Consider the following 16,919-nt stretch of genomic DNA (forward strand, 5'->3'; position numbering starts at 1 on the left):
CATGGTGCGGTGGTGAGTTGCGCGGAAAGATTGTCCAAGGCGATCGGCTCCGACCTGCTGGGAGGCCCACCATGGCATTGCACAAGCTCGGACAAGACCCCAACAGCCCCGAAGGCAAGTCCCCGACGGTCTACTTCGACGACGCGACGGGCAACTACATCCTCCAGGGCTGGAAGGTGCTCGACCCGGAACGTCTCGCCCAGATGGACATCCCCGGGCACGAGACGGTGATCGAATTCCCCAGGCGCATGATGCAGTTCTTCCCGGAGGTGAACGGTGGCAGCAGCCCCATCGCTTGAGGATCTGCTGCGGACCTGTACCCGCTCGGCTCTCCACCTGGAGATGCGCGACGGATACATGCCGGACGACCCCTTGTTCCTCCGCTGGCTCGGCGGACAGCGCGACGACCCTGCCGACCGCCCGTCGTGGTGGAGCCCCTGGTTGCAGCTCATCGAGGAGACAACGAACCGCGGCGTTGAGGTGCTGCGCGCGCGGGTCGTCTCGGAACCGGTGAGTGAGTACATCCGGTTCGAGCACGAGATCACGTTCCGGAACCTCGCCGCCGGCGAACAGGTCAGGTGGCTTCCCCGTCGGAAGGCGACCGGCCTGGCACTTCCGGGCAACGACTTCTGGCTGATCGACGGACAACTCCTCCTGGTTCACCACTTCAGCGGTGACGGCGACTTCGTGGACGAGGACCTCATCACTGATCCGCAGACCGTGAAGCTCTGCGCCTCCGCCTTCGAGGCCGTCTGGGAACGGGCGGTCCCGCACGAGGACTTCCGGCTGCGCTGACTGTGTCCGCGTCATCCAGCGTTCAGCAAGCCAAGCAGGCCCTCGGCCAGCGTCTGCGCGACATCCGGCGAGACTCCGGACTCAGCGCACGGGCGCTGGCCGAAGCTGCTGGGTGGCACGAATCCAAATGTTCCAAGATCCAGAGCGGCCGGGTGATGCCCTCCGAGGCCGACCTGCGCACCTGGACCGCCATCTGCGGCGTCCCGCACCAGGCCGCCGACCTCATCGCGACGGCCCGGAACATCGAGGGAATGTACGTCGAGTGGCGACGCCTGGAGCGCGCCGGCCTCAAACGGGCTCAGGAGTCCGTACGCCCACTGTTCGGGCGCACTCGACGGTTCCGGATGTACCAGTCGTGGGTCATCCCCGGCCTTCTCCAGACAGCGGCCTACACACGCGAAGTGTTGAGCACGATCGTCTCGTTGCGCAGCACTCCCGACGATGTCGACGAAGCTGTCGCCGTCCGCATGGAGCGGCAGGAGGTGCTGCACACGGGAGACCACCGGTTCGCTTTCCTGATCGAGGAGTGGGTGCTGCGGACCGTCATCGGCACCCCGGACATCCTCGTCGGTCAGCTCGGCCACCTCATCACCGTAGGCTCCCTCCCATCGGTGAGTCTTGGTGTGATTCCCCTCGGCTCGACCAGAGGCGCCGGCTGGCCAGTTGAGTCCTTCACCATCTACGACGATGCGCAGGTGAACGTCGAGCTCGTCTCCGCCCACCTCACCGTCACCCAGCCGGCCGAGATTTTCGAGTACGGCCAGGCCTTCTCCGCGCTGGCCGGCATCGCTGTTTACGGTGCTGAGGCAAGAGCGCTCATCACTGGAGCCATCAACTCGCTCGGGTGAATAGCGAGCAAGCTCAAGCAAGTTCGTCGACCGCGCACCTCGCTGCTCCCTACCGTCTCTGAATGTCAACCAGACGTCCTTGGACCCCCGCCCTGTGCCGCATGGCACCCATGAACTCCCGGCCCGGTGATGAATGCGCCACCGAGGCCGGGGCGACACCCCAAAACCGGCTGACCTCCTGTCGTGACGGGCAGGGCCAACCCGATCGGAGAGACGAGTGAGCCTCACCATCATCGAACCCGACGCTGCAATCGGCGAGTTGGGCAAGTTCTTCACGATCGCCGGTCAGTTCTTCGAGGCCGGCCTCCCAGCCCCGAAGATGTTCTCCGGTGCCATCGACCTGGCCTGGCACCGGCTCACCGAGGACCCCAGCGAACACGACGCGTTCACCGTCAAGTACGCCGGCCGCAGGCTCCAGCACGTGGAGGGCGGCGGCGAGTGCTTCATCGACTGGGTGGGGGCCTACGAGAAGGCGTACGGCCCGCTGCCGGAGATCTGGTTCACCGACGCCGACGGCGAGTTGGACGCCGAGGCCCTCGGCCGGTACCGCATCACCGGCACCGTGTGGGCGGAGTGGGACTGCTCGCCCGTGCCCAGCGACGGCGACGAGCTGACCCCGGCAGCGTCCTGCCGGTGATCACCGCGCCGTCCGACGGAGCGTCCCGGCCGACCGCCGGGGCGCTCCGTCTCCTCGAAGCCCGGACGGAGAACCCGGTCAGTGTCGATGTGTACGGCTATCTCGCCGCGTTGTCCGAGCACTGCCCGTTCCTGCGGCCGTCCCTCCGGCGGGACATGACCGGGTGGACCGTCTACGAGGTCACCCCGGGCAGCCACCGGTGCGCCGTGGAAGCCGAGTTGTTCCACGCCGGGGTCCAGGCCGCTGAGTGGGTCCGCCCGTTGATGCGTCGGCCGTTCGGGACGCTGGTGTGCGAGAACGTGGTGCTGCTCGGGCACTGCGAGGACGCGGACCACCGGGAGTTGCTGGCCTGGCCGCACTGGGCGCTGAAGCACCTGTACGGACCGGTCGGAGTTATGTTCGGCAAGTTCGCCCGGGGCGCGGTCGAGGTCGGCAGGCGGGGGAAGAGCATCCCGCAGCCGCCGTTCTCGTTCCTGCCGGTGAGGGCTGGCGTGCGACCGCTGGACCCGAAGTTCCTCACGGAGACGCCCGATCTTGCGACGGCGTTGTCCGTTGCGGTGGACGACGGGCGCGACGTCTTCGAGCACATCTCTTGCGAGTGGAAGGCAGTTCGAGAATGGGCAAGTTCCCTGCCGAGGCCCGAGAAGCGGTGAAGGCCGCGAAGGCCCTCTGCGGCGGCCCGGTGGCGCTGGCGGAGATCACCGACCGGAGGGGCTCGGCGGTGTGGAAGGCCACCGGCCCGCACGGTGCGGTGAGCATCAAGCTCGGCACCGGCGACGCCGCCGAGGTCACCGCCCGCGAAGCCTCCGTGCTGGACCAGCTCCCCGCCTACTCCGTGACCGCAGGCCGGTACGCGGACGGTGTCTGGCTGGTCACCCCGTGGCTTGCCGGGGAGCCCACCTGGCTGGTCTTCCGGCCCTTTCGCAAGGGCGACGGCGGACGGGACGAGGCGCACGCCGCCGCAGTCGGGTTGTGCCGCGCCGTGGCGGACCTGCATGCCGACGGGTGGGTGCACGGTGACCTCCAGCCGCAGCACGGCATCCACGGCGAGGACGGTACGGCGCGCCTGATCGACTTCGCATGGTCCCGGAAGCTCGGCAGCACTCCGTGGCCCACGTTCGGCGGCACGATGCTCCACCTCACCGCCCCCGAACTGGCGGCTCGGATCATCACCGGCCCCCAACCGGTCACCACCACGCAGCCCGCCGACGTCCACGCCCTGGCCGGCACCCTGTGGACCTGCGCCACCGGGACATGGCCGCTGGACTACGAGGCCGCCGGCCTGAACCGGGAGACGCCGTTGGAAGACCGCCGCAAGGCCATCGCCGCCAGAGTCGTGCCGCTGTCCGGCACGTCGCCGTGGCCCACCCTCCAGGACCAGCTACGCCCTGTCCTCCTGGCCGAGCCGGACGACCGGCCCACCGCCGCCGAACTGGCCAAGCTCCTTGAGACGGTGGACGGTTGATCGAGCTGCGGGAGTTGGCCACCGGCGACGCCGAGGCCCTGCCGTGCATCTACAGTGCGGAGGCGGTGAAGTACCTGCCCCGGGCACCGATGGACGCTGCCGAAGCCCAGTGCTACGTGCGCGACGCCATAGCTGCGGCAGCACAGGTCCCTCGCACGCTGTACGTGCTCGGGCTGGTCGTGGACGGCGCGATTGTCGGCGTCGTCAAGCTCCACCGGGACCGCCCCGTCGCCACCGTCAGCTACATCCTGCGCGCCGATGCCTGGGGGCGGGGCTACGCCACCGAGGGCGTCCGCAGGATCCTCGCCCTGGCCTTCGATCACCTCGGCCTCCCCGAGGTCCGCGCCAAGCACCACCCCGGCAACCCGGCCTCCGGCCGAGTCCTCATCAAGGCGGGCTTCGTGCCCACCGGCGAGCAGGCCGGACTTCCTACCTACGCCGTCCGGCCGCGCCCGCGTTCGAGATCTGCCGTGTCCCGTTGCTGAGCCGGGCTCGACCGGCTCAGTTCAGGAACGCAACCACCAGCGGGTCCGACTCCGGCGCGATGTAGTCGCAGGTCGAGGATTCGGCGTGCCAATGATGGCTTGCATCCGCCTCGGCGGCGAAGCCCTCGATGTTGTGGGTGAGGAGGTCGAGAGCTTCCCGTCCTCCCTCGATCCGCAGGATCTGGCCGTCCGTGACGATCGAAACGGTGTCGCGCTCCGGATCCTCCCGGAACGCGATCCCGGACAGCGACCGCTCGTAGGGAGAGGGGTCCCGGCTCTCCGAGAGATCGCAGCTTCCGGCCTTCCCCCGCAGCAACTGCCCGAGCGCCAGGAGCCGTTGGCGCGTCCCGGAGAGTTCGAGCTCTCTGGTCTTCCCGCTGTACAGAACCTGCAACGTCATGCCCCCTCCGACCTGCCGATCTTACCGATCACCAGGTGGGATCGTCCTGCCGGTTCTTCGGCCCCGGTCGGGTCCGAGGAGTTTGCTCGACGTTGCGGACCGGGTCACGGGCTGGTGGCTGCCCGTGATCGAATAAGGGGTATGGGGGACGAACGAAAGCACTACGGGCCGCTGGAAAATCTCGACGGACGCTGGGCCGTGGGGGATTCCACGCTGCTGGGCGGCCGCTGGGTGGAACTGCGGGCGGACGGCATGGTGTTGCACGTCGGTGACGCCGAGGGTGAGTTGATCGACTGGTCCCGGGTGACGTCCGGGATCCGCATCCAGGTCGGGCGCTTCGCGCGAGGAGGCGGCAACGCGGCCGGTGGTGGGTTCGACTACCCGTGGCCGTCGAAGCGGCCCGGTATCGGCTATCTCTTCCTGACCCTCCGCGACCCGGACGAGAGCCGCAGGCTGACCTTCAACCGGCATCCGGAGCAGTACAAGAGCGAAGAGGTGCTGCTGGCCGCCGAGTTGATGGCCTCAACGGTCGCCGCCGGTGAGGCCCACCGCCTCGGTGATCCGGAGTGGCTCGACCGGGCGGTCACCCGGGTGGCGGGTATCACGGGGTGGACGATGCGTTCGGTGCCTGCGGAGTTGGTGAAGGAAGCCCTGGAGCGCGAGGACTGACGGGCCCGGCGGTCCGGTTGCCGTCGTGCCTGGTCCGGCTGGGTAGAGTCGGGTGCGAACGGCAAGGGGAGGCGCGCGGATGGACGTCGCGGTGTGGGCGGCGGTGCGGCGGCGGCCCCTGGGGTTCTTGGTGTCCGGGTGGCCGTGGCGGGTCTGGGCGTTGTTGGTGAGCGGTGCGGTGCAGGGTGTGCTGGTGCTGCTGGTGCTGGCCGTTGGGGTGGTGGCGGGGGTCGCGCTGTCGGTGGTCGGGGTCGGGCTGCTGGTTCTGGCCGGGACGGCCGTTCTCGGGGTGCCGGTCGGAGTGGTGGAACGTCGACGGCTGCGACTGGTCGAGCCGGCTCAACTCGCCGATCCGCACCGGACGGTGGCGCGGCGTTGGCTTCGCACCCGGCTGCGTGAGCGGGCGACCTGGCGTGAACTCGGGTACGCCGCAGTGCAGTCGACGGTGTTCACCGCTGTCGGGCTGGTCTTCGCGGCGGGGATCGGGTTCAGTCTGCTCCTGCTGGCCGCGCCGCTGTTCATCTGGGCGGTGAGCCCGGACACCGTGATGCTGCTGCCCGGACGGGCGGTCTCGGGGCCGGTGGACGGGCTCGCGGCCAGCGCCGTCGGGCTGCTCGGACTGGTGGTCGCGGCGTACAGCGGTGCACTGGTGGCCGGTGCGCAAGTCAGGCTCGCCAGGCTGCTGTTGGGCCTCCGCGACGAGGACCTCGGGGCGCAGGTGGTCGAACTCACCCGCTCCCGGGCCCGGCTGGCGGACGCGTTCGAGGCCGAGCGGCGCCGCATCGAGCGAGACCTGCACGACGGAGCGCAGCAGCAACTCGTCGCCCTCGGAATGACGTTGGGCCTGGCCGAACTCGAACTGCGCGGCCAGGACACCCCCGCCGCCGCACTCGTCACCCGGGCCCGCGGCGAGGCGCGCCTCGCGCTCGACCAGCTCCGCACCCTGGTCCGCGGGATCCACCCGCAGGTGCTCACCGATCACGGACTCCCGGCCGCCGTCGCCGAGTTGGCGCTGCGCCACCCGGTGCCCGTGCTGATCGATCTCGACCTGCCGCACCGGCTGCCCGGCCCGGTGGAGAGTGCCGCGTACTTCACCGTCACCGAGGCGCTCACCAACGCCGCCAAGCACAGTGACGCCGACGAGATCGCCGTCCACGGCACGCTGGACGGTGACATCCTGGTGCTGTCCGTCACCGACAACGGCCGCGGCGGCGCCGACCCCGCCACCGGCGCCGGCCTGCAGGGCCTCGCCGACCGGGTGGCCATCCTGAAAGGACGCCTGACCGTGACCAGCCCCACCGGAGGGCCGACCCGCCTGCGCCTGGAGGTGCCGTGCTCCGGATCGTGATCGCCGAGGACGCCGTCCTGCTCCGGGCCGGCCTCGTAGAACTCCTCACCCGGCTCGGCCACCACGTCATCGCCTCCGTCGGCGACGCCGAACAGCTGATCCGCGCCGTCGACGAGGACCGCCCCGACATCGTCGTCACCGACGTGCGGATGCCCCCCGAACACCGCGACGAGGGCCTGCGCGCCGCGCTCCACCTGCGCGAACGCCACCCCGGCCTCCCCGTCCTGGTGCTCTCCCAGTACGTCGCCACCGCCTACGCGACCCGCCTGCTCGGCGCCGCCACAGCGGACCAGGGCGGCCTCGGCTACCTGCTCAAGGACCGCGTCATGGACGTCGCCGACTTCACCGACGCGCTCGAACGCGTCGCCGCCGGCCGGACCGTCATCGACCCCGAGGTCGTCCGCATCCTGCTCGCCCACCGCACCGCCGACGATCCGCTGCGCCGCCTCACCCCGCGCGAACACGAAGTCCTCGCGCTGATGGCCGAGGGCTTCAACAACCAGACCATCGCCCAGCGCCTGACCGTCACCGAAGCCTCCGTGGTCAAACACGCCGGCAACATCTTCATGAAACTCGACCTCGACCCCACCGAGGGCAACCGCCGCGTCCTCGCCGTCCTGGCCTACCGCGACCGCGAAGGAGTCGACACTGCCTGACGCATCCGGCTGCGGCGTACGCACTCACCATCCGTACGGCGGAGGCATCGATGTTCTGCCGACCCGCCCCGGACGTTGGCCGAGGAGTCCGCACAAGACTCCTGAGAATGACACTGGCGACCCAGGCACGGAACGGGCGAGGCCGACCGCGCTCAGGCTGCGGCGACGCCGGGGTCCTCGTCCTCGTCGCCGTCATCTGAGGAGCCGCCCCGTTCGTAGCCCGTAACGGGGACAACGCGTCCGTCAGCAAGGGTCCTCGTGTGCCCCGCTACCCGGTGCTTGACGGGGGATGTCCGTGGCTCGTTCACAGCCGCGGGGTCGGCGACCCACCCGGCGTCCTCGGCGTCTTCGGCGTCCTCGGTGGCGTTCTGTTCCTCTGCCTGCTTGGCGACCACGACAATGATGGTCAGGGCCGCGACCCCCAGGGCGGCACCGGCGGCGAGGATCTTCCCTCTGTGCTTCCCGTACAGGTTCTTTGCCTTCGCAGCGAAGGAAGTTGGCTCGCCGTCCTCGGGCGTGGAGTCATTCACCCACACACATCTACCGGAACATCCCGCTCCTGTCAGGAAATCACCCGACATCGCCGGGGCGGGACGCGGTCGGTGATCCGGCTCGACGGCAGCCGGTTCGCGGTGGACGCGGCCAAGGGGCTCGGAGACTCTTCACACTGGAGATGGTGTTCCGGTTCCACCTCACATGCCAGGCGGCTGCTTCGCGCCGGGCATCTCCGGCTGGCGGGCCGTCGCTTCACCGGCGAGGAGGGCGTTCAGGTGGGCGGCGGAAGCGTCCCAGGACCACGCCTGCTGGACCCAGTTGCGGCCGGCGCGGCCGAACTCGCGGGCGTGGGACGGGTCTTCGAGGTAGGAGGCGATGGCGTCGGCGATGACGGAGACGTCGCGGCCGTCCACGACGAGGCCGGTGCGGTGGGGGAGGACGGCGTCCGGGGCGCCGCCCGAGTGTCCGGCCACGACCGGGAGTTCGGCGGCGGAGGCCTCCAGGAAGACGATGCCGAGGCCCTCCGCCTCCAGGCCCGCGCGGCGGGTTCGGCACGGCATCGCGAAGACGTCGGCGGCCGCGTAGAACCGGGCGGTGTCGGCGTGGCGGTGGCCGCCCGCGAAGACCACCGCGCCCGGGGCGTGACGTTCGGCCAGGCCGCGCAGGCGGGTCTCGTCCGGGCCCTGACCGACCAGGAGGAGCGTGGCGCCCCGAACACGGCGGCGGATCAGCGGAAGGGCGCGGATCAGCATGTCCTGCCCCTTGCGGGGTACCAGTCGGGCCACGCACAGCACCACCGGGGCGTCCCAGAGGCCGAGTTGCTCGCGTATCGCCCGGCGCGCGGTGGGTGAGGGGCGGAACAGCGCCGGATCGACGCCCGGGACCAGCCGCTCAAGCGTCGCCTTCGGTCCCAGCGCGGGGCCGATCCGCCGCCGGGTGTACTCGCCGAGGTACGTGACGACGTCGCAGTGCGTGCCGATCCGCCGCAACAGGCTCCGGGCCCCGGGCGTCCGGGCCCACCAGATCTCGTGCCCGTGCGTGGTGGCCACCAGCCGTTCCACGCCGCCGCGCCGCAACGCCGGCGCCATCGCCGCGAGCGGGGCCGCCGCCCCGAACCACACCCGGTCACACCCGTGCGCCCGCGCGATCTCCACCGCCCGCCGCGAGACCCGCCCCGTGGGCAGCAGCATCCGCGACCGATCCCGAACCACCGGGAACGGCAACGTCGCGTCGTACGCCGCCGCGCCCGGCTCGGCCGAGGTGTAGACGACCACGTCGTGGTCCGGCACCCGGACGGCCATCGCGTGGACGAAGGTCTCGATGCCGCCCTGCCTGGGTGGGAAGTCGTTGGTGACGATCAGGGTGGTGGGCATGGGTGCCTCGCAGGGGAGTTGAGAGGGGCGGAGGGGAGGGGCGGTGGTCAGGAGTGGCGGCCGGCGGCCACCGGTTCGCGGGAGGTGGGGCGAGGTTCGGCGGTCGGCGAGGAGCTGGTCGCGAGTGGCACCGGCCGGCGGACTGCGTTCCGCGGGACGGGAGTTGACGTGCCACCGCCGGACGGTCGGCCGGAGGCGAGGCGGGTGAAGACGGCCAGGAACAGCGGCAGCGCCAGGTAGCCGAAGCGCCCGGCCGGTGCGAGCAGGAATGCCACGGACAGCCCGACCGCCAGGCGGTCGGCGGCGGCCACCGCCGTGGTGGGCGGGCGGCGGACCAGGGACACGGCCACCGCGCCCCCGCCGAGCAGGAGCAGGGCGAGTGCCAGCCACCAACCGCCAGCGCCGAGTTGGGCGAGCAGGCGTCCCGGCAGGGGGCTCGCGGCGGGGGTGCGCCAGTCGCCGAGGCCGAGCGGGAACTCGAACACCTGGCGCACCATCGGGCCGGGCGCCAGCACCAGCGACGGCGCCACCAGCGCGGTGGTGACCGTCACCGCGACACCGGCGCAGCGCCGGGCGGCCCGTCGTCCGGCCACGGCCCCGAGCAGGGCGACGGCCACCGGAACGGCCGGCCAGGCCGTCCACTTCATCGCACACGCCAGCGCCAAGGTGAGCCCGGCACCACCCGCGTGCCGCCGCGACGCGAGGGCGAGCGCCAGGCAGAGCAGGCCGGTCATCGGCAGATCGACCCCGCTCACCGCCAACGGCAACGCCACCACGGGCGAGGCCGCCAACGCGACCGCGCCAGGCGCCAACGACGTCCGAGCGTGGGGAAGTTGAGAGGCAGGCGACCCGCCCCCGGTCGAGGTACCCGGTGCGAGGGGAGCCCGGCTGAGCTGCCGCGTGGCGGTCCGCCCCGTGATCCGGCGACCAGGTGATCCTGCCATCGGCGCCAACGAGTTCCGGACGACGGGAAGTTGAGAGGAAGGAGACCCGCCTCCGGTCGAGGTACCTGGTGCGAAGGGAGCCCGGCTGAGCCACCGCAGGGCGGACAGCCCCGTGATCAGGCCGCCGGGTGATCCAGCCAACGGACGCCGGGCAGCCGGAAGTTGAGCGCCGGTCCGTGGCCGCCCCCGTCGCAGCGCCTGCCACGCGCCCCCCGCCGTCGCCAGGAACGCCACCGCGCACCACAGCCGTGGGTCGCCGAGCGCGGCACCCGCGCCGAGCAGCCCTCGCGGCAGGCCGAAGGCGGCCATGCCGGGCAGGTAGGGCGTCAGGTCCAGGACGGAGGCGGGGGACTCGAGGTACGGCGAGCCGTGGGCCAGCAGCTCCGTGCCGGCCCGGCCGATCACCGTGACCTCGCTCTGGCCCTCGCCCGAGCGGACGGCCAGCAGCAGGGGGAGCAGCCCGGAGACTCCGAGTGCCAGCAGAGCGGAGGGCAGACGGAAGTCGCGCCGCGGCAGCAGGACGAGGACGGCGGCCAGCAGGTAGCCGACGGCCGCGACGGTGCCCCAGTCGCGGTGCGGGCCGAGTGGGGAGACCACCGGGAAGGCGGCGGCCCAGGCCGCGCAGAGCAGCCAGCCGGCGGGCCACAACCAGCGGCGGTTCCAGCGAAGTTGGCGCGGAGGAGTGATCACCCGTCCATTTCAGTCGGCGGACCGGGAGGCGTCAGCGGGGCCAGGTCGAGACTTGATGGTCGACTTTTCCCTACCTGTCACCGGGGGCCGGCACCCGGCGACGGAAGGCGCCGCCGGCTGCGATGGTCTGGACCACTGGACGGCTCGAGGGGAGTCCGCGCACACTGGCGCGATGACGCTCCGACCGCCCGCCGGCCTGGAACTGCACGACCTGGACGTGCCCGATCCCGGGTTGCTGCCGTTCGCCGCCGGTAGTTTCGACTCCATCGGGCCGCTCTCCAAGGCGGACTTCCCGCACCGGCACTCGTTCTACGAACTGGTCTACGTGACCAAGGGGAGCGGGACGCACATCGTCGATCTCACGGAGTACCGGATCGAGCCGCCGGTGCTGTACGTGGTGCTGCCGGGGCAGGTGCACCACTGGGTGCGGGCGCGGCAACTCGACGGCTGGGTACTGCTGTTCAACGAGGACTTCCTGCACCGGCACCCGGAGGACCTTGCTCTGCTGCGGGCGCTGGCCGGTGCCACCGCGTCCCGGCCGACGCGTCAGGGTCACGGTGAACTCTCCCGGCTGCTGGCCGAGTTGAGCGCGGAGTACCGGGCCGGCCTGGACGGCGGGCTGGGGGTGCTGCAGGCGTTGCTGCACGTCCTGCTGGTGCGGGCACTGCGGGTGGCGCGGCAGCGCGAGGGTGTGGACGGGGGGTTGGTGCCGCGGGCGCCGGTGCATCCGCTGATGGACCGGTTCGCCCGGCTGATCGCGGAGTCGGACCGCGCGGACCGCTCGGTGCTCGCGCTGGCCCGTGAACTGGGCGTCTCCGCAGGGTACTTGCACGAGGTGGTGAAGGACTCCACCGGCCGCACCCCGGCCCGGCTGATCCGCGAGCAGCAGACCCTGGAGGCCAAACGGCTGCTCGCCACCACTGACATGACGGTCCGTCAAGTCGCGATGGCGGCCGGCTTCTCCGATCCGGCGTACTTCTGCCGCTTCTTCCGACGTGAAGTCGGCCGCACGCCGGGGGAGTTCCGCGAGCGGTCCGCATGACCGGCGGGCACCGTCAACGATGGGTAAAGCCCGGCTGAGGAATGCACCACGTCCGGCGGCCCCCGTCCATCGACGGCCCGCCCGGCAGGGCCTAGCGTCTGTGGCACCCCACAGCGTCGCCGCGCGGGGACACCCGACCTCTCCAGGTGTCATGTCCCTCCCAGGGGGATCCGCGCGGGCGGCGTCCGACGAAGCAGCCGAACGGAGAGCCATGTCCACCCCCCACAACCCCCTTGGCGACCGTCAGATCAGTCGCAAGAGCCTGCTCAAGGCGGCTGCCCTCGCGGGCGCCGTGCCGGTGCTGATCGGTGGCGGAACCGCCCTGGCCCGCGACACCGCCGCCGCCGGCGGAACGGCCCCGCTCACCCCCAACTGCCACGACGGCGACGCGCCCACCGGCGAGCAGATCGAGGGCCCCTACTTCAAGCCGGGCTCCCCGCTGCGCACCAACCTGGTCACCTCCGGCACCCCCGGGGTCCCGCTGACCGTCAGTGGCTACGTGTTCGGCCGCAACTGCGCCCCCATCTCCGGCGCGCTGCTGGACTTCTGGCAGGCCGACACCAACGGCACCTACGACAACAGCGGGTACACCTTCCGCGGCCACCAGTTCAGTGACGCCAACGGCGCGTACACGCTGACCACGATCGTCCCCGGGCTCTACCCCGGCCGCACCCGGCACATCCACGTGAAGGTGCAGGCCCCCGGGCAGCCGATCCTCACCACGCAGCTGTACTTCCCGAACGAGCCGCGCAACGCCACCGACAGCATCTTCGACCCGGCGCTGGTGATGACGGTCCAGCAGGTCGGCAACGGGCGCCAGGCCAGCTTCGACTTCGTGCTCAACGTCAACGGGACGCCCAGGCCGAGCAGCAGCCCGACCGGCAACTCGCCCAGCCCGAGTCCGAGTTCCTCCCCGGGCGGGACCACCACCTGGCAGGCCGGCGCCAGCTACAAGGTCGGCGACCAGGTCACCTACAACGGCGTCACGTACGTCTGCATCCAGGCGCACACCGCCTTCGCCGGCTGGGAGCCCCCGAACGTCCCCGCCCTCTGGACCCGCCGCTGACCGCGCCCACCCCCACGAGGGGCGGTCAGCGGCGACAGCCGCCCCAGGTGGCTGACAGCCAACCGAAGCGGCGGCGCGGCCCGCACTCCCGGGAGGGGAAAACCGGGAGTGCGGCCGTCGACCGTCAAGCGCCATGGCGGCCCGAGCGCGGGGTGCCCGAGCCGCCATGGCGCGTCACGGCCGGAGACACCGGCCGCCGAAGCCACCACCCGAAGCAACCAAGTGCCTCCCTCCCGCCCCCGTAGGCTCGGCCCATGACCGAGCCCCAGCACCTGGTGGTCACCACCACCCACGAGGACGAGGACACCGCCCGCGCCCTCGCCACCACCCTGGTCCGCGAACGTCTCGCCGCCTGCGCCCAGGTCCACGCCATCCGCTCCGTGTACTGGTGGGACGGCGAGCTCCAGGACGCCACCGAGTGGCGCATCGACCTCAAGACCAGGGCCGCACTGGCCCATCAACTCATCGACCGGATCGGTGAGTTGCACCCGTACGACACCCCGGAGGCGATCGCCGTACCGATCACCGCCGGGGCGCCCGGCTACCTGTCCTGGCTGGACACGGAGACTGCCGCGGCCGGTTGAATCGGCCGCGGTGCGCCGCGCCGGTACCGCCTCACAGTGGCTCGCTGTGCCAGGTCTCGAAGGTGCGGCGGTCGCGCCCGGGCAGGTCGGTGCGGCCGGTGGACCAGAGCAGGGTGGGCCACCGGTCGGTGTCGGCGGGTGCTTCGGGGAACAGCCGGGCCAGTGCGCGGTCGCACAGGTCGGCGGGCGGGTGCCAGGGCAGGCCGAGGGCGGCGGCCACGTCGTGGGTGTGGACCAGGGTCTCCACCACGCCCATCGCCGCGAAACCCTCCGGGTCCGACACCCCGTAGGAGTGGAACGCGCGGACCTGCGGAGCCGTTGTCCGGACCATGGCCGCCAGCAGCCCGCCGCCGGCGTCCAGCGCCTGCAACAGGCCCGCGGGGCCGACGGCGCGGTCCACGAAGATCACGCTCGCTGGTCCTTCCGGACGGTCGCGCTGCCAGCGCAGCGGCACGTAATCGTCCAACGGAGGCCGGGCGGGCGCGAGTTGGGCCGCGTAGGCGAACAGCCCGTCCGCCAGGTGCTCCAGGGTCTCCCAGCAGTCCCACTCCAGCCCGAAGGCTGTGGTCCGCCAGTCCGCGGTGAGCGCGTCCGTCAGGGTCGCGAGCGCGCGTCGGACGGCCTGGTCGACGTCGGCCGCCGCGACCGGCGTCCGCGAAGGGCGAGAGTCCCTCAACGATGCGGGATCCAGGTGGTGTTGCGACATGGACGCACACTAACCGAGGTCCCTCGGCCTCCCGGTCGGCGCCTCGGACTTGTCGGGGTGCGCGGTGGGCTGATCCCGCCCGCTACACTCCCGAACGCCCGGACGAATCTGCCGGGCGTTCGGCAGGTTCGGCACGGCGGCGGGTGCGTAGATGCGGGGATGGGGCAAGCTCGGCAAGGTGGCGCTGATCCTGGGGATCCTGGGCGCGCTGCTGGCGACCGGCGCGGTCGGGTACGGGATCCACCTCGGGCCCCGGCGGGTCGTGATCAGCTCCGGGGCGATGAAGCCCACCTACCAGCCCGGCCAGGTCGTGGTGGTGACGGCCGTCAAGCCCGAGCAGGTCAGGCGCGGGGACGTGGTGGTCCTCCGCTACGCCATTGAACCCGGTTCGCCGGCCGTCGCCGTCCCGAAGCGGGTGGTCGCCCTCGGCGGCGACCACATCTCCCAATGCGGCGACCAGCCCGTGCAGTTGAACGGCGCACCGCTCGACGAGCCGTACCTGCGGGGCGAGGACGTCAACGGTTACCGCGGGGAGGTCAACGGTTACCGCTGCTTCGACACCACTGTCCCCGACGGCCGGATGTTCGTGATGGGCGACGCCCGGGCGAACTCGATCGACTCCCGGACGTGGGGCCCCGTCCCGCTCGCCACGGTCGAATCCCGCGACCAGCCCGGCACCGTCCGCGCCATGGCGGCCGTCGGCGCGGCGGGCCTGCTCGGCCTGCTGGTCCTGGTGGCGGCCGCGATCCTCGGCGTGGTGGCCCGTCGCCGGCGTCGTCCCGAGACCGTCGAGTACCCGGCCTGGGCAGTGGATACCGCCGGGAGCGGCACTGTCGGTGATGGGTCCTAACATCGCACCCATGCGAGCATCAGGAACCTTCACCGTCCCCGAGTTCACCCCCGCGCCCGTCCCGGAGGGCGACATCAAGACCGCCGTCGGCGTCGGCGTCGCCACCATGCGCAAGGAGTTCCGGGGTGAGATCGAGGGCCGCTCCAGCACGCTGTTCACCTCGGCGTTCGACCACGCGGCCGGCGTCGGGACGTACCTCGCCATGGAGTCCTTCGCGGGCCAACTGCACGACGCCGAAGGGACGTTCAACTTCGCGCACTCCGCCACCACGCTGGGCGCGGGCCGCGAGGGCGAATACTTCGTGATCGTCCCCGGCAGCGGCACCGCCGGGCTGGCGGGCATCACCGGCACCGGCGGCATCGTCATCGACGAGGACGGCACCCACCGGATCCACCTGGACTACGAACTCCCTTCCTAGCACCGGCCGGTGGACCCGCGCTGCGCACTCCGCGCGGGTCCGGTCGGGCCTACTGGCGGTGCTTCGCGGCCCAGGCGCACAGCACCGGGACGCACTCCTCGGCGAAGTACTCGTAGTCCGCGGCGGTGTTGTACACGTGCGTGGAGAGCCGGAAGTAGCCCGTCCCGCCGAAGCTGGTGAACGCCGCCTCGACCCCGAACTCCGTTGCCAGCCGGTCGCGGAGGCCGTCCGCCTCCAGCCGGGTCCGCCCCATCCCGGCGGGCAGCTTGACCAGCCGCAGCGCGTTGACCGGCATGCCGACCTCCGCCGCGGCCGACTCCCCGGTGGCGGCGGTGAGCGCCTCGCCGATCAACTGCTGGGCGTAGTCGGCGAGTTCGGTCATGTAGTCGCGAGCTTGCGGCCAACCCCACTGCTCCGCAACGAAGTCGAGCGCGGTCGGCGCGGCCAGGTAGCTCGTCGCGTCCACCGTGCCCTGGGTGTCGAAACGCTCCGGGAACGGCTCCTCCGCACCCCAGGAGTCGATCAACGGGTAGAGCGCGTGCCGGAGTTCGCCCCGCGCGACGAGCGCGGCCGTGCCGCGCGGCGCGCAGCCGAACTTGTGCAGGTTGCCGACCCAGGCGTCGCAGTCCAGGCCCGCCCGCGGATCCGCCAGCAGGCCGGGGACGTGCGCGGCGTCCACCAGCAGCGGGATGCCGCGCTCACGGGCGGCCGGGCCGATCAGGTCGATCGGGAGACGGCGCGCGGTGGCGGAGGTGATCTGGTCCAGCACGATCAGCGCCGTCCGGTCGCCGATCCCCGCCAGCACCGCCGCCGCGGCCTCCTCCGGCCCCGCCGCCAACGGCACGTGCACCGTTCGCACCGAGCCGCCCCAGCGCCGGGCCAGCCGGGCCGCGCCCATGGTGACCGCCCCGTACCCGTGGTCGGTGACCAGCACCTCCCCGCCCGGCCGGTGCGGCAGGCTGTTGTACACCGCGCTCGCGCCCGCACTGGCGTTCGGCACCAGGGCGGTGAACTCGGCCGGGGCGCCCAGGAATTCGGCGATCACGGCACGCGCCCGGGCGACCCGCCGGGGGAGCGCCGGGAACCACACCACCGGGGCGCGCTCCATCTCGTCCCGCAGGTCCTGCTGCGCGCGCTGCGCGGCCAGCGGAACCGCCCCGAACGAACCATGGTTGAGATGCCGCAACGACGGATCCAGCGACCAGCCGGCCGCGGCCGGCCGCCCGTCCTGGAGCAGCAGCGGCTTGGGGGCGACGACGGTTCCCACAGTCCCTCTCCGATCCGGCCGCCGACGTCCTGACCCGGGAGCGGCCTGTCGCCACGATGCTGACACAGTGCCCGCCGGGCCCGACACGCGGGCTGCTCTGGCCCGTTCGGGTGGCTTCCCGTTGCGCCGTCCGGATGCGGCCGAGCGGGTGCCGCATGCTGATCGGACCCGACCCGCCCCG

The 16,919-nt window shown here is 71.8% G+C and carries 21 protein-coding genes; 15 read left to right on the forward strand and 6 right to left on the reverse strand.

The features are described from left to right. Nucleotides 1–71: 71 nt before the first annotated feature. From ACFYST_RS02550 to ACFYST_RS02580, 7 genes are all read left to right on the forward strand, one after another. Nucleotides 72–299: a hypothetical protein gene (locus ACFYST_RS02550; RefSeq protein WP_387635407.1), complete on the forward strand. Its 228-nt coding sequence runs from the start codon at nt 72–74 to the stop codon at nt 297–299. A gap of 43 nt (nt 300–342) precedes the next feature. After that, the gene (locus ACFYST_RS02555; protein ID WP_387860065.1) at nt 343–795 is read left to right on the forward strand and encodes a DUF6879 family protein; all 453 of its coding nucleotides are present in this window, start codon (nt 343–345) and stop codon (nt 793–795) included. Further along, the gene (locus ACFYST_RS02560) at nt 792–1,643 is read left to right on the forward strand and encodes a helix-turn-helix domain-containing protein (RefSeq protein ID WP_387860068.1); all 852 of its coding nucleotides are present in this window, start codon (nt 792–794) and stop codon (nt 1,641–1,643) included. Before ACFYST_RS02555 ends, ACFYST_RS02560 begins: the two co-directional genes overlap by 4 nt. A gap of 217 nt (nt 1,644–1,860) precedes the next feature. Further along, on the forward strand, nt 1,861–2,280 hold the full coding sequence (locus tag ACFYST_RS02565; protein ID WP_387859358.1) for a hypothetical protein: 420 nt from the start codon (nt 1,861–1,863) through the stop codon (nt 2,278–2,280). Next, entirely contained in the window at nt 2,277–2,933 is a 657-nt protein-coding gene (locus ACFYST_RS02570) for a hypothetical protein (RefSeq protein ID WP_387859360.1), read from the forward strand. The genes ACFYST_RS02565 and ACFYST_RS02570 overlap by 4 nt, the downstream gene beginning before the upstream one ends. Further along, nucleotides 2,897–3,745 (forward strand): hypothetical protein, encoded by an 849-nt coding sequence (locus tag ACFYST_RS02575; protein WP_387859362.1) that lies wholly within the window; start codon nt 2,897–2,899, stop codon nt 3,743–3,745. Before ACFYST_RS02570 ends, ACFYST_RS02575 begins: the two co-directional genes overlap by 37 nt. Continuing rightward, nucleotides 3,742–4,230, forward strand: a complete 489-nt coding sequence (locus tag ACFYST_RS02580; protein WP_387859363.1) for a GNAT family N-acetyltransferase — start codon at nt 3,742–3,744, stop codon at nt 4,228–4,230. The genes ACFYST_RS02575 and ACFYST_RS02580 overlap by 4 nt, the downstream gene beginning before the upstream one ends. Nucleotides 4,231–4,246: 16 nt before the next feature. Here the strand turns inward: ACFYST_RS02580 and ACFYST_RS02585 are convergent, their stop codons facing one another. Continuing rightward, nucleotides 4,247–4,630, reverse strand: coding sequence for a hypothetical protein (locus ACFYST_RS02585; RefSeq protein ID WP_387859365.1), 384 nt, complete (start codon nt 4,628–4,630; stop codon nt 4,247–4,249). A gap of 141 nt (nt 4,631–4,771) precedes the next feature. Between ACFYST_RS02585 and ACFYST_RS02590 the strand changes: the two genes are divergently transcribed. From ACFYST_RS02590 to ACFYST_RS02600, 3 genes are all read left to right on the forward strand, one after another. Continuing rightward, the gene (locus ACFYST_RS02590) at nt 4,772–5,299 is read left to right on the forward strand and encodes a hypothetical protein (protein WP_387859366.1); all 528 of its coding nucleotides are present in this window, start codon (nt 4,772–4,774) and stop codon (nt 5,297–5,299) included. Between the two features lie 79 nt (nt 5,300–5,378). Further along, nucleotides 5,379–6,647 (forward strand): sensor histidine kinase, encoded by a 1,269-nt coding sequence (locus ACFYST_RS02595; RefSeq protein ID WP_387859368.1) that lies wholly within the window; start codon nt 5,379–5,381, stop codon nt 6,645–6,647. Next, the gene (locus ACFYST_RS02600; protein ID WP_387635395.1) at nt 6,632–7,303 is read left to right on the forward strand and encodes a response regulator; all 672 of its coding nucleotides are present in this window, start codon (nt 6,632–6,634) and stop codon (nt 7,301–7,303) included. The genes ACFYST_RS02595 and ACFYST_RS02600 overlap by 16 nt, the downstream gene beginning before the upstream one ends. Before the next feature lie 152 nt (nt 7,304–7,455). Here the strand turns inward: ACFYST_RS02600 and ACFYST_RS02605 are convergent, their stop codons facing one another. The 3 genes from ACFYST_RS02605 to ACFYST_RS02615 all read right to left on the reverse strand — a co-directional run bounded on the left by ACFYST_RS02605 (nt 7,456) and on the right by ACFYST_RS02615 (nt 10,805). Next, nucleotides 7,456–7,833 (reverse strand): hypothetical protein, encoded by a 378-nt coding sequence (locus ACFYST_RS02605; RefSeq protein ID WP_387635392.1) that lies wholly within the window; start codon nt 7,831–7,833, stop codon nt 7,456–7,458. A gap of 162 nt (nt 7,834–7,995) precedes the next feature. Next, on the reverse strand, nt 7,996–9,171 hold the full coding sequence (locus ACFYST_RS02610) for a glycosyltransferase family 4 protein (RefSeq protein ID WP_387859370.1): 1,176 nt from the start codon (nt 9,169–9,171) through the stop codon (nt 7,996–7,998). A 47-nt stretch (nt 9,172–9,218) separates the two neighbouring features. Then, nucleotides 9,219–10,805 (reverse strand): glycosyltransferase 87 family protein, encoded by a 1,587-nt coding sequence (locus tag ACFYST_RS02615; protein WP_387859371.1) that lies wholly within the window; start codon nt 10,803–10,805, stop codon nt 9,219–9,221. Nucleotides 10,806–10,977: 172 nt separating this feature from the next. On the opposite strand from ACFYST_RS02615, the gene ACFYST_RS02620 reads away from it, so the two are divergent. From ACFYST_RS02620 to cutA, 3 genes are all read left to right on the forward strand, one after another. Next, nucleotides 10,978–11,847: a helix-turn-helix domain-containing protein gene (locus ACFYST_RS02620; protein WP_387859373.1), complete on the forward strand. Its 870-nt coding sequence runs from the start codon at nt 10,978–10,980 to the stop codon at nt 11,845–11,847. A 211-nt stretch (nt 11,848–12,058) separates the two neighbouring features. After that, on the forward strand, nt 12,059–12,913 hold the full coding sequence (locus tag ACFYST_RS02625) for a carbohydrate-binding protein (RefSeq protein ID WP_387635383.1): 855 nt from the start codon (nt 12,059–12,061) through the stop codon (nt 12,911–12,913). Between the two features lie 254 nt (nt 12,914–13,167). Beyond that, nucleotides 13,168–13,497 carry a divalent-cation tolerance protein CutA gene (gene cutA, locus ACFYST_RS02630; protein ID WP_387859374.1) on the forward strand — a complete coding sequence of 110 codons (330 nt, stop codon included), beginning with the start codon at nt 13,168–13,170 and terminating at the stop codon, nt 13,495–13,497. 31 nt (nt 13,498–13,528) lie between these two features. On the opposite strand, the gene ACFYST_RS02635 is transcribed toward cutA, so the two are convergent. After that, on the reverse strand, nt 13,529–14,173 hold the full coding sequence (locus ACFYST_RS02635; protein WP_387859376.1) for a maleylpyruvate isomerase N-terminal domain-containing protein: 645 nt from the start codon (nt 14,171–14,173) through the stop codon (nt 13,529–13,531). 181 nt (nt 14,174–14,354) lie between these two features. Between ACFYST_RS02635 and lepB the strand changes: the two genes are divergently transcribed. Beyond that, nucleotides 14,355–15,053, forward strand: a complete 699-nt coding sequence (lepB, locus tag ACFYST_RS02640; RefSeq protein WP_387859377.1) for a signal peptidase I — start codon at nt 14,355–14,357, stop codon at nt 15,051–15,053. Nucleotides 15,054–15,063: 10 nt separating this feature from the next. Next, a complete protein-coding gene (locus ACFYST_RS02645) occupies nt 15,064–15,471 on the forward strand; it encodes a DUF3224 domain-containing protein (RefSeq protein ID WP_387635372.1) in 408 nt (135 codons plus the stop codon). 49 nt (nt 15,472–15,520) lie between these two features. Here the strand turns inward: ACFYST_RS02645 and ACFYST_RS02650 are convergent, their stop codons facing one another. Then, complete coding sequence (locus ACFYST_RS02650) at nt 15,521–16,738, reverse strand: aminotransferase class V-fold PLP-dependent enzyme (RefSeq protein WP_387859378.1); 1,218 nt, start codon at nt 16,736–16,738, stop codon at nt 15,521–15,523. Nucleotides 16,739–16,919: the final 181 nt, after the last annotated feature.

Source organism: Kitasatospora sp. NPDC004614 (genome assembly GCF_042873675.1).
In the GTDB taxonomy this organism is placed as follows: domain Bacteria; phylum Actinomycetota; class Actinomycetes; order Streptomycetales; family Streptomycetaceae; genus Kitasatospora.

What these genes read in the sequence shown, in the direction of transcription:
- ACFYST_RS02550 (WP_387635407.1), top strand. Translation starts at nt 72, where the DNA reads ATGGCATTGCACAAGCTCGGACAAGACCCCAACAGCCCCGAAGGCAAG.
- ACFYST_RS02555 (WP_387860065.1), top strand. Translation starts at nt 343, where the DNA reads ATGCGCGACGGATACATGCCGGACGACCCCTTGTTCCTCCGCTGGCTC.
- ACFYST_RS02575 (WP_387859362.1), top strand. Translation starts at nt 2,897, where the DNA reads ATGGGCAAGTTCCCTGCCGAGGCCCGAGAAGCGGTGAAGGCCGCGAAG.
- ACFYST_RS02585 (WP_387859365.1), bottom strand. Translation starts at nt 4,630, where the DNA reads ATGACGTTGCAGGTTCTGTACAGCGGGAAGACCAGAGAGCTCGAACTC.
- ACFYST_RS02590 (WP_387859366.1), top strand. Translation starts at nt 4,772, where the DNA reads ATGGGGGACGAACGAAAGCACTACGGGCCGCTGGAAAATCTCGACGGA.
- ACFYST_RS02595 (WP_387859368.1), top strand. Translation starts at nt 5,379, where the DNA reads ATGGACGTCGCGGTGTGGGCGGCGGTGCGGCGGCGGCCCCTGGGGTTC.
- ACFYST_RS02610 (WP_387859370.1), bottom strand. Translation starts at nt 9,171, where the DNA reads ATGCCCACCACCCTGATCGTCACCAACGACTTCCCACCCAGGCAGGGC.
- ACFYST_RS02620 (WP_387859373.1), top strand. Translation starts at nt 10,978, where the DNA reads ATGACGCTCCGACCGCCCGCCGGCCTGGAACTGCACGACCTGGACGTG.
- ACFYST_RS02625 (WP_387635383.1), top strand. Translation starts at nt 12,059, where the DNA reads ATGTCCACCCCCCACAACCCCCTTGGCGACCGTCAGATCAGTCGCAAG.
- cutA (WP_387859374.1), top strand. Translation starts at nt 13,168, where the DNA reads ATGACCGAGCCCCAGCACCTGGTGGTCACCACCACCCACGAGGACGAG.
- lepB (WP_387859377.1), top strand. Translation starts at nt 14,355, where the DNA reads ATGCGGGGATGGGGCAAGCTCGGCAAGGTGGCGCTGATCCTGGGGATC.
- ACFYST_RS02645 (WP_387635372.1), top strand. Translation starts at nt 15,064, where the DNA reads ATGCGAGCATCAGGAACCTTCACCGTCCCCGAGTTCACCCCCGCGCCC.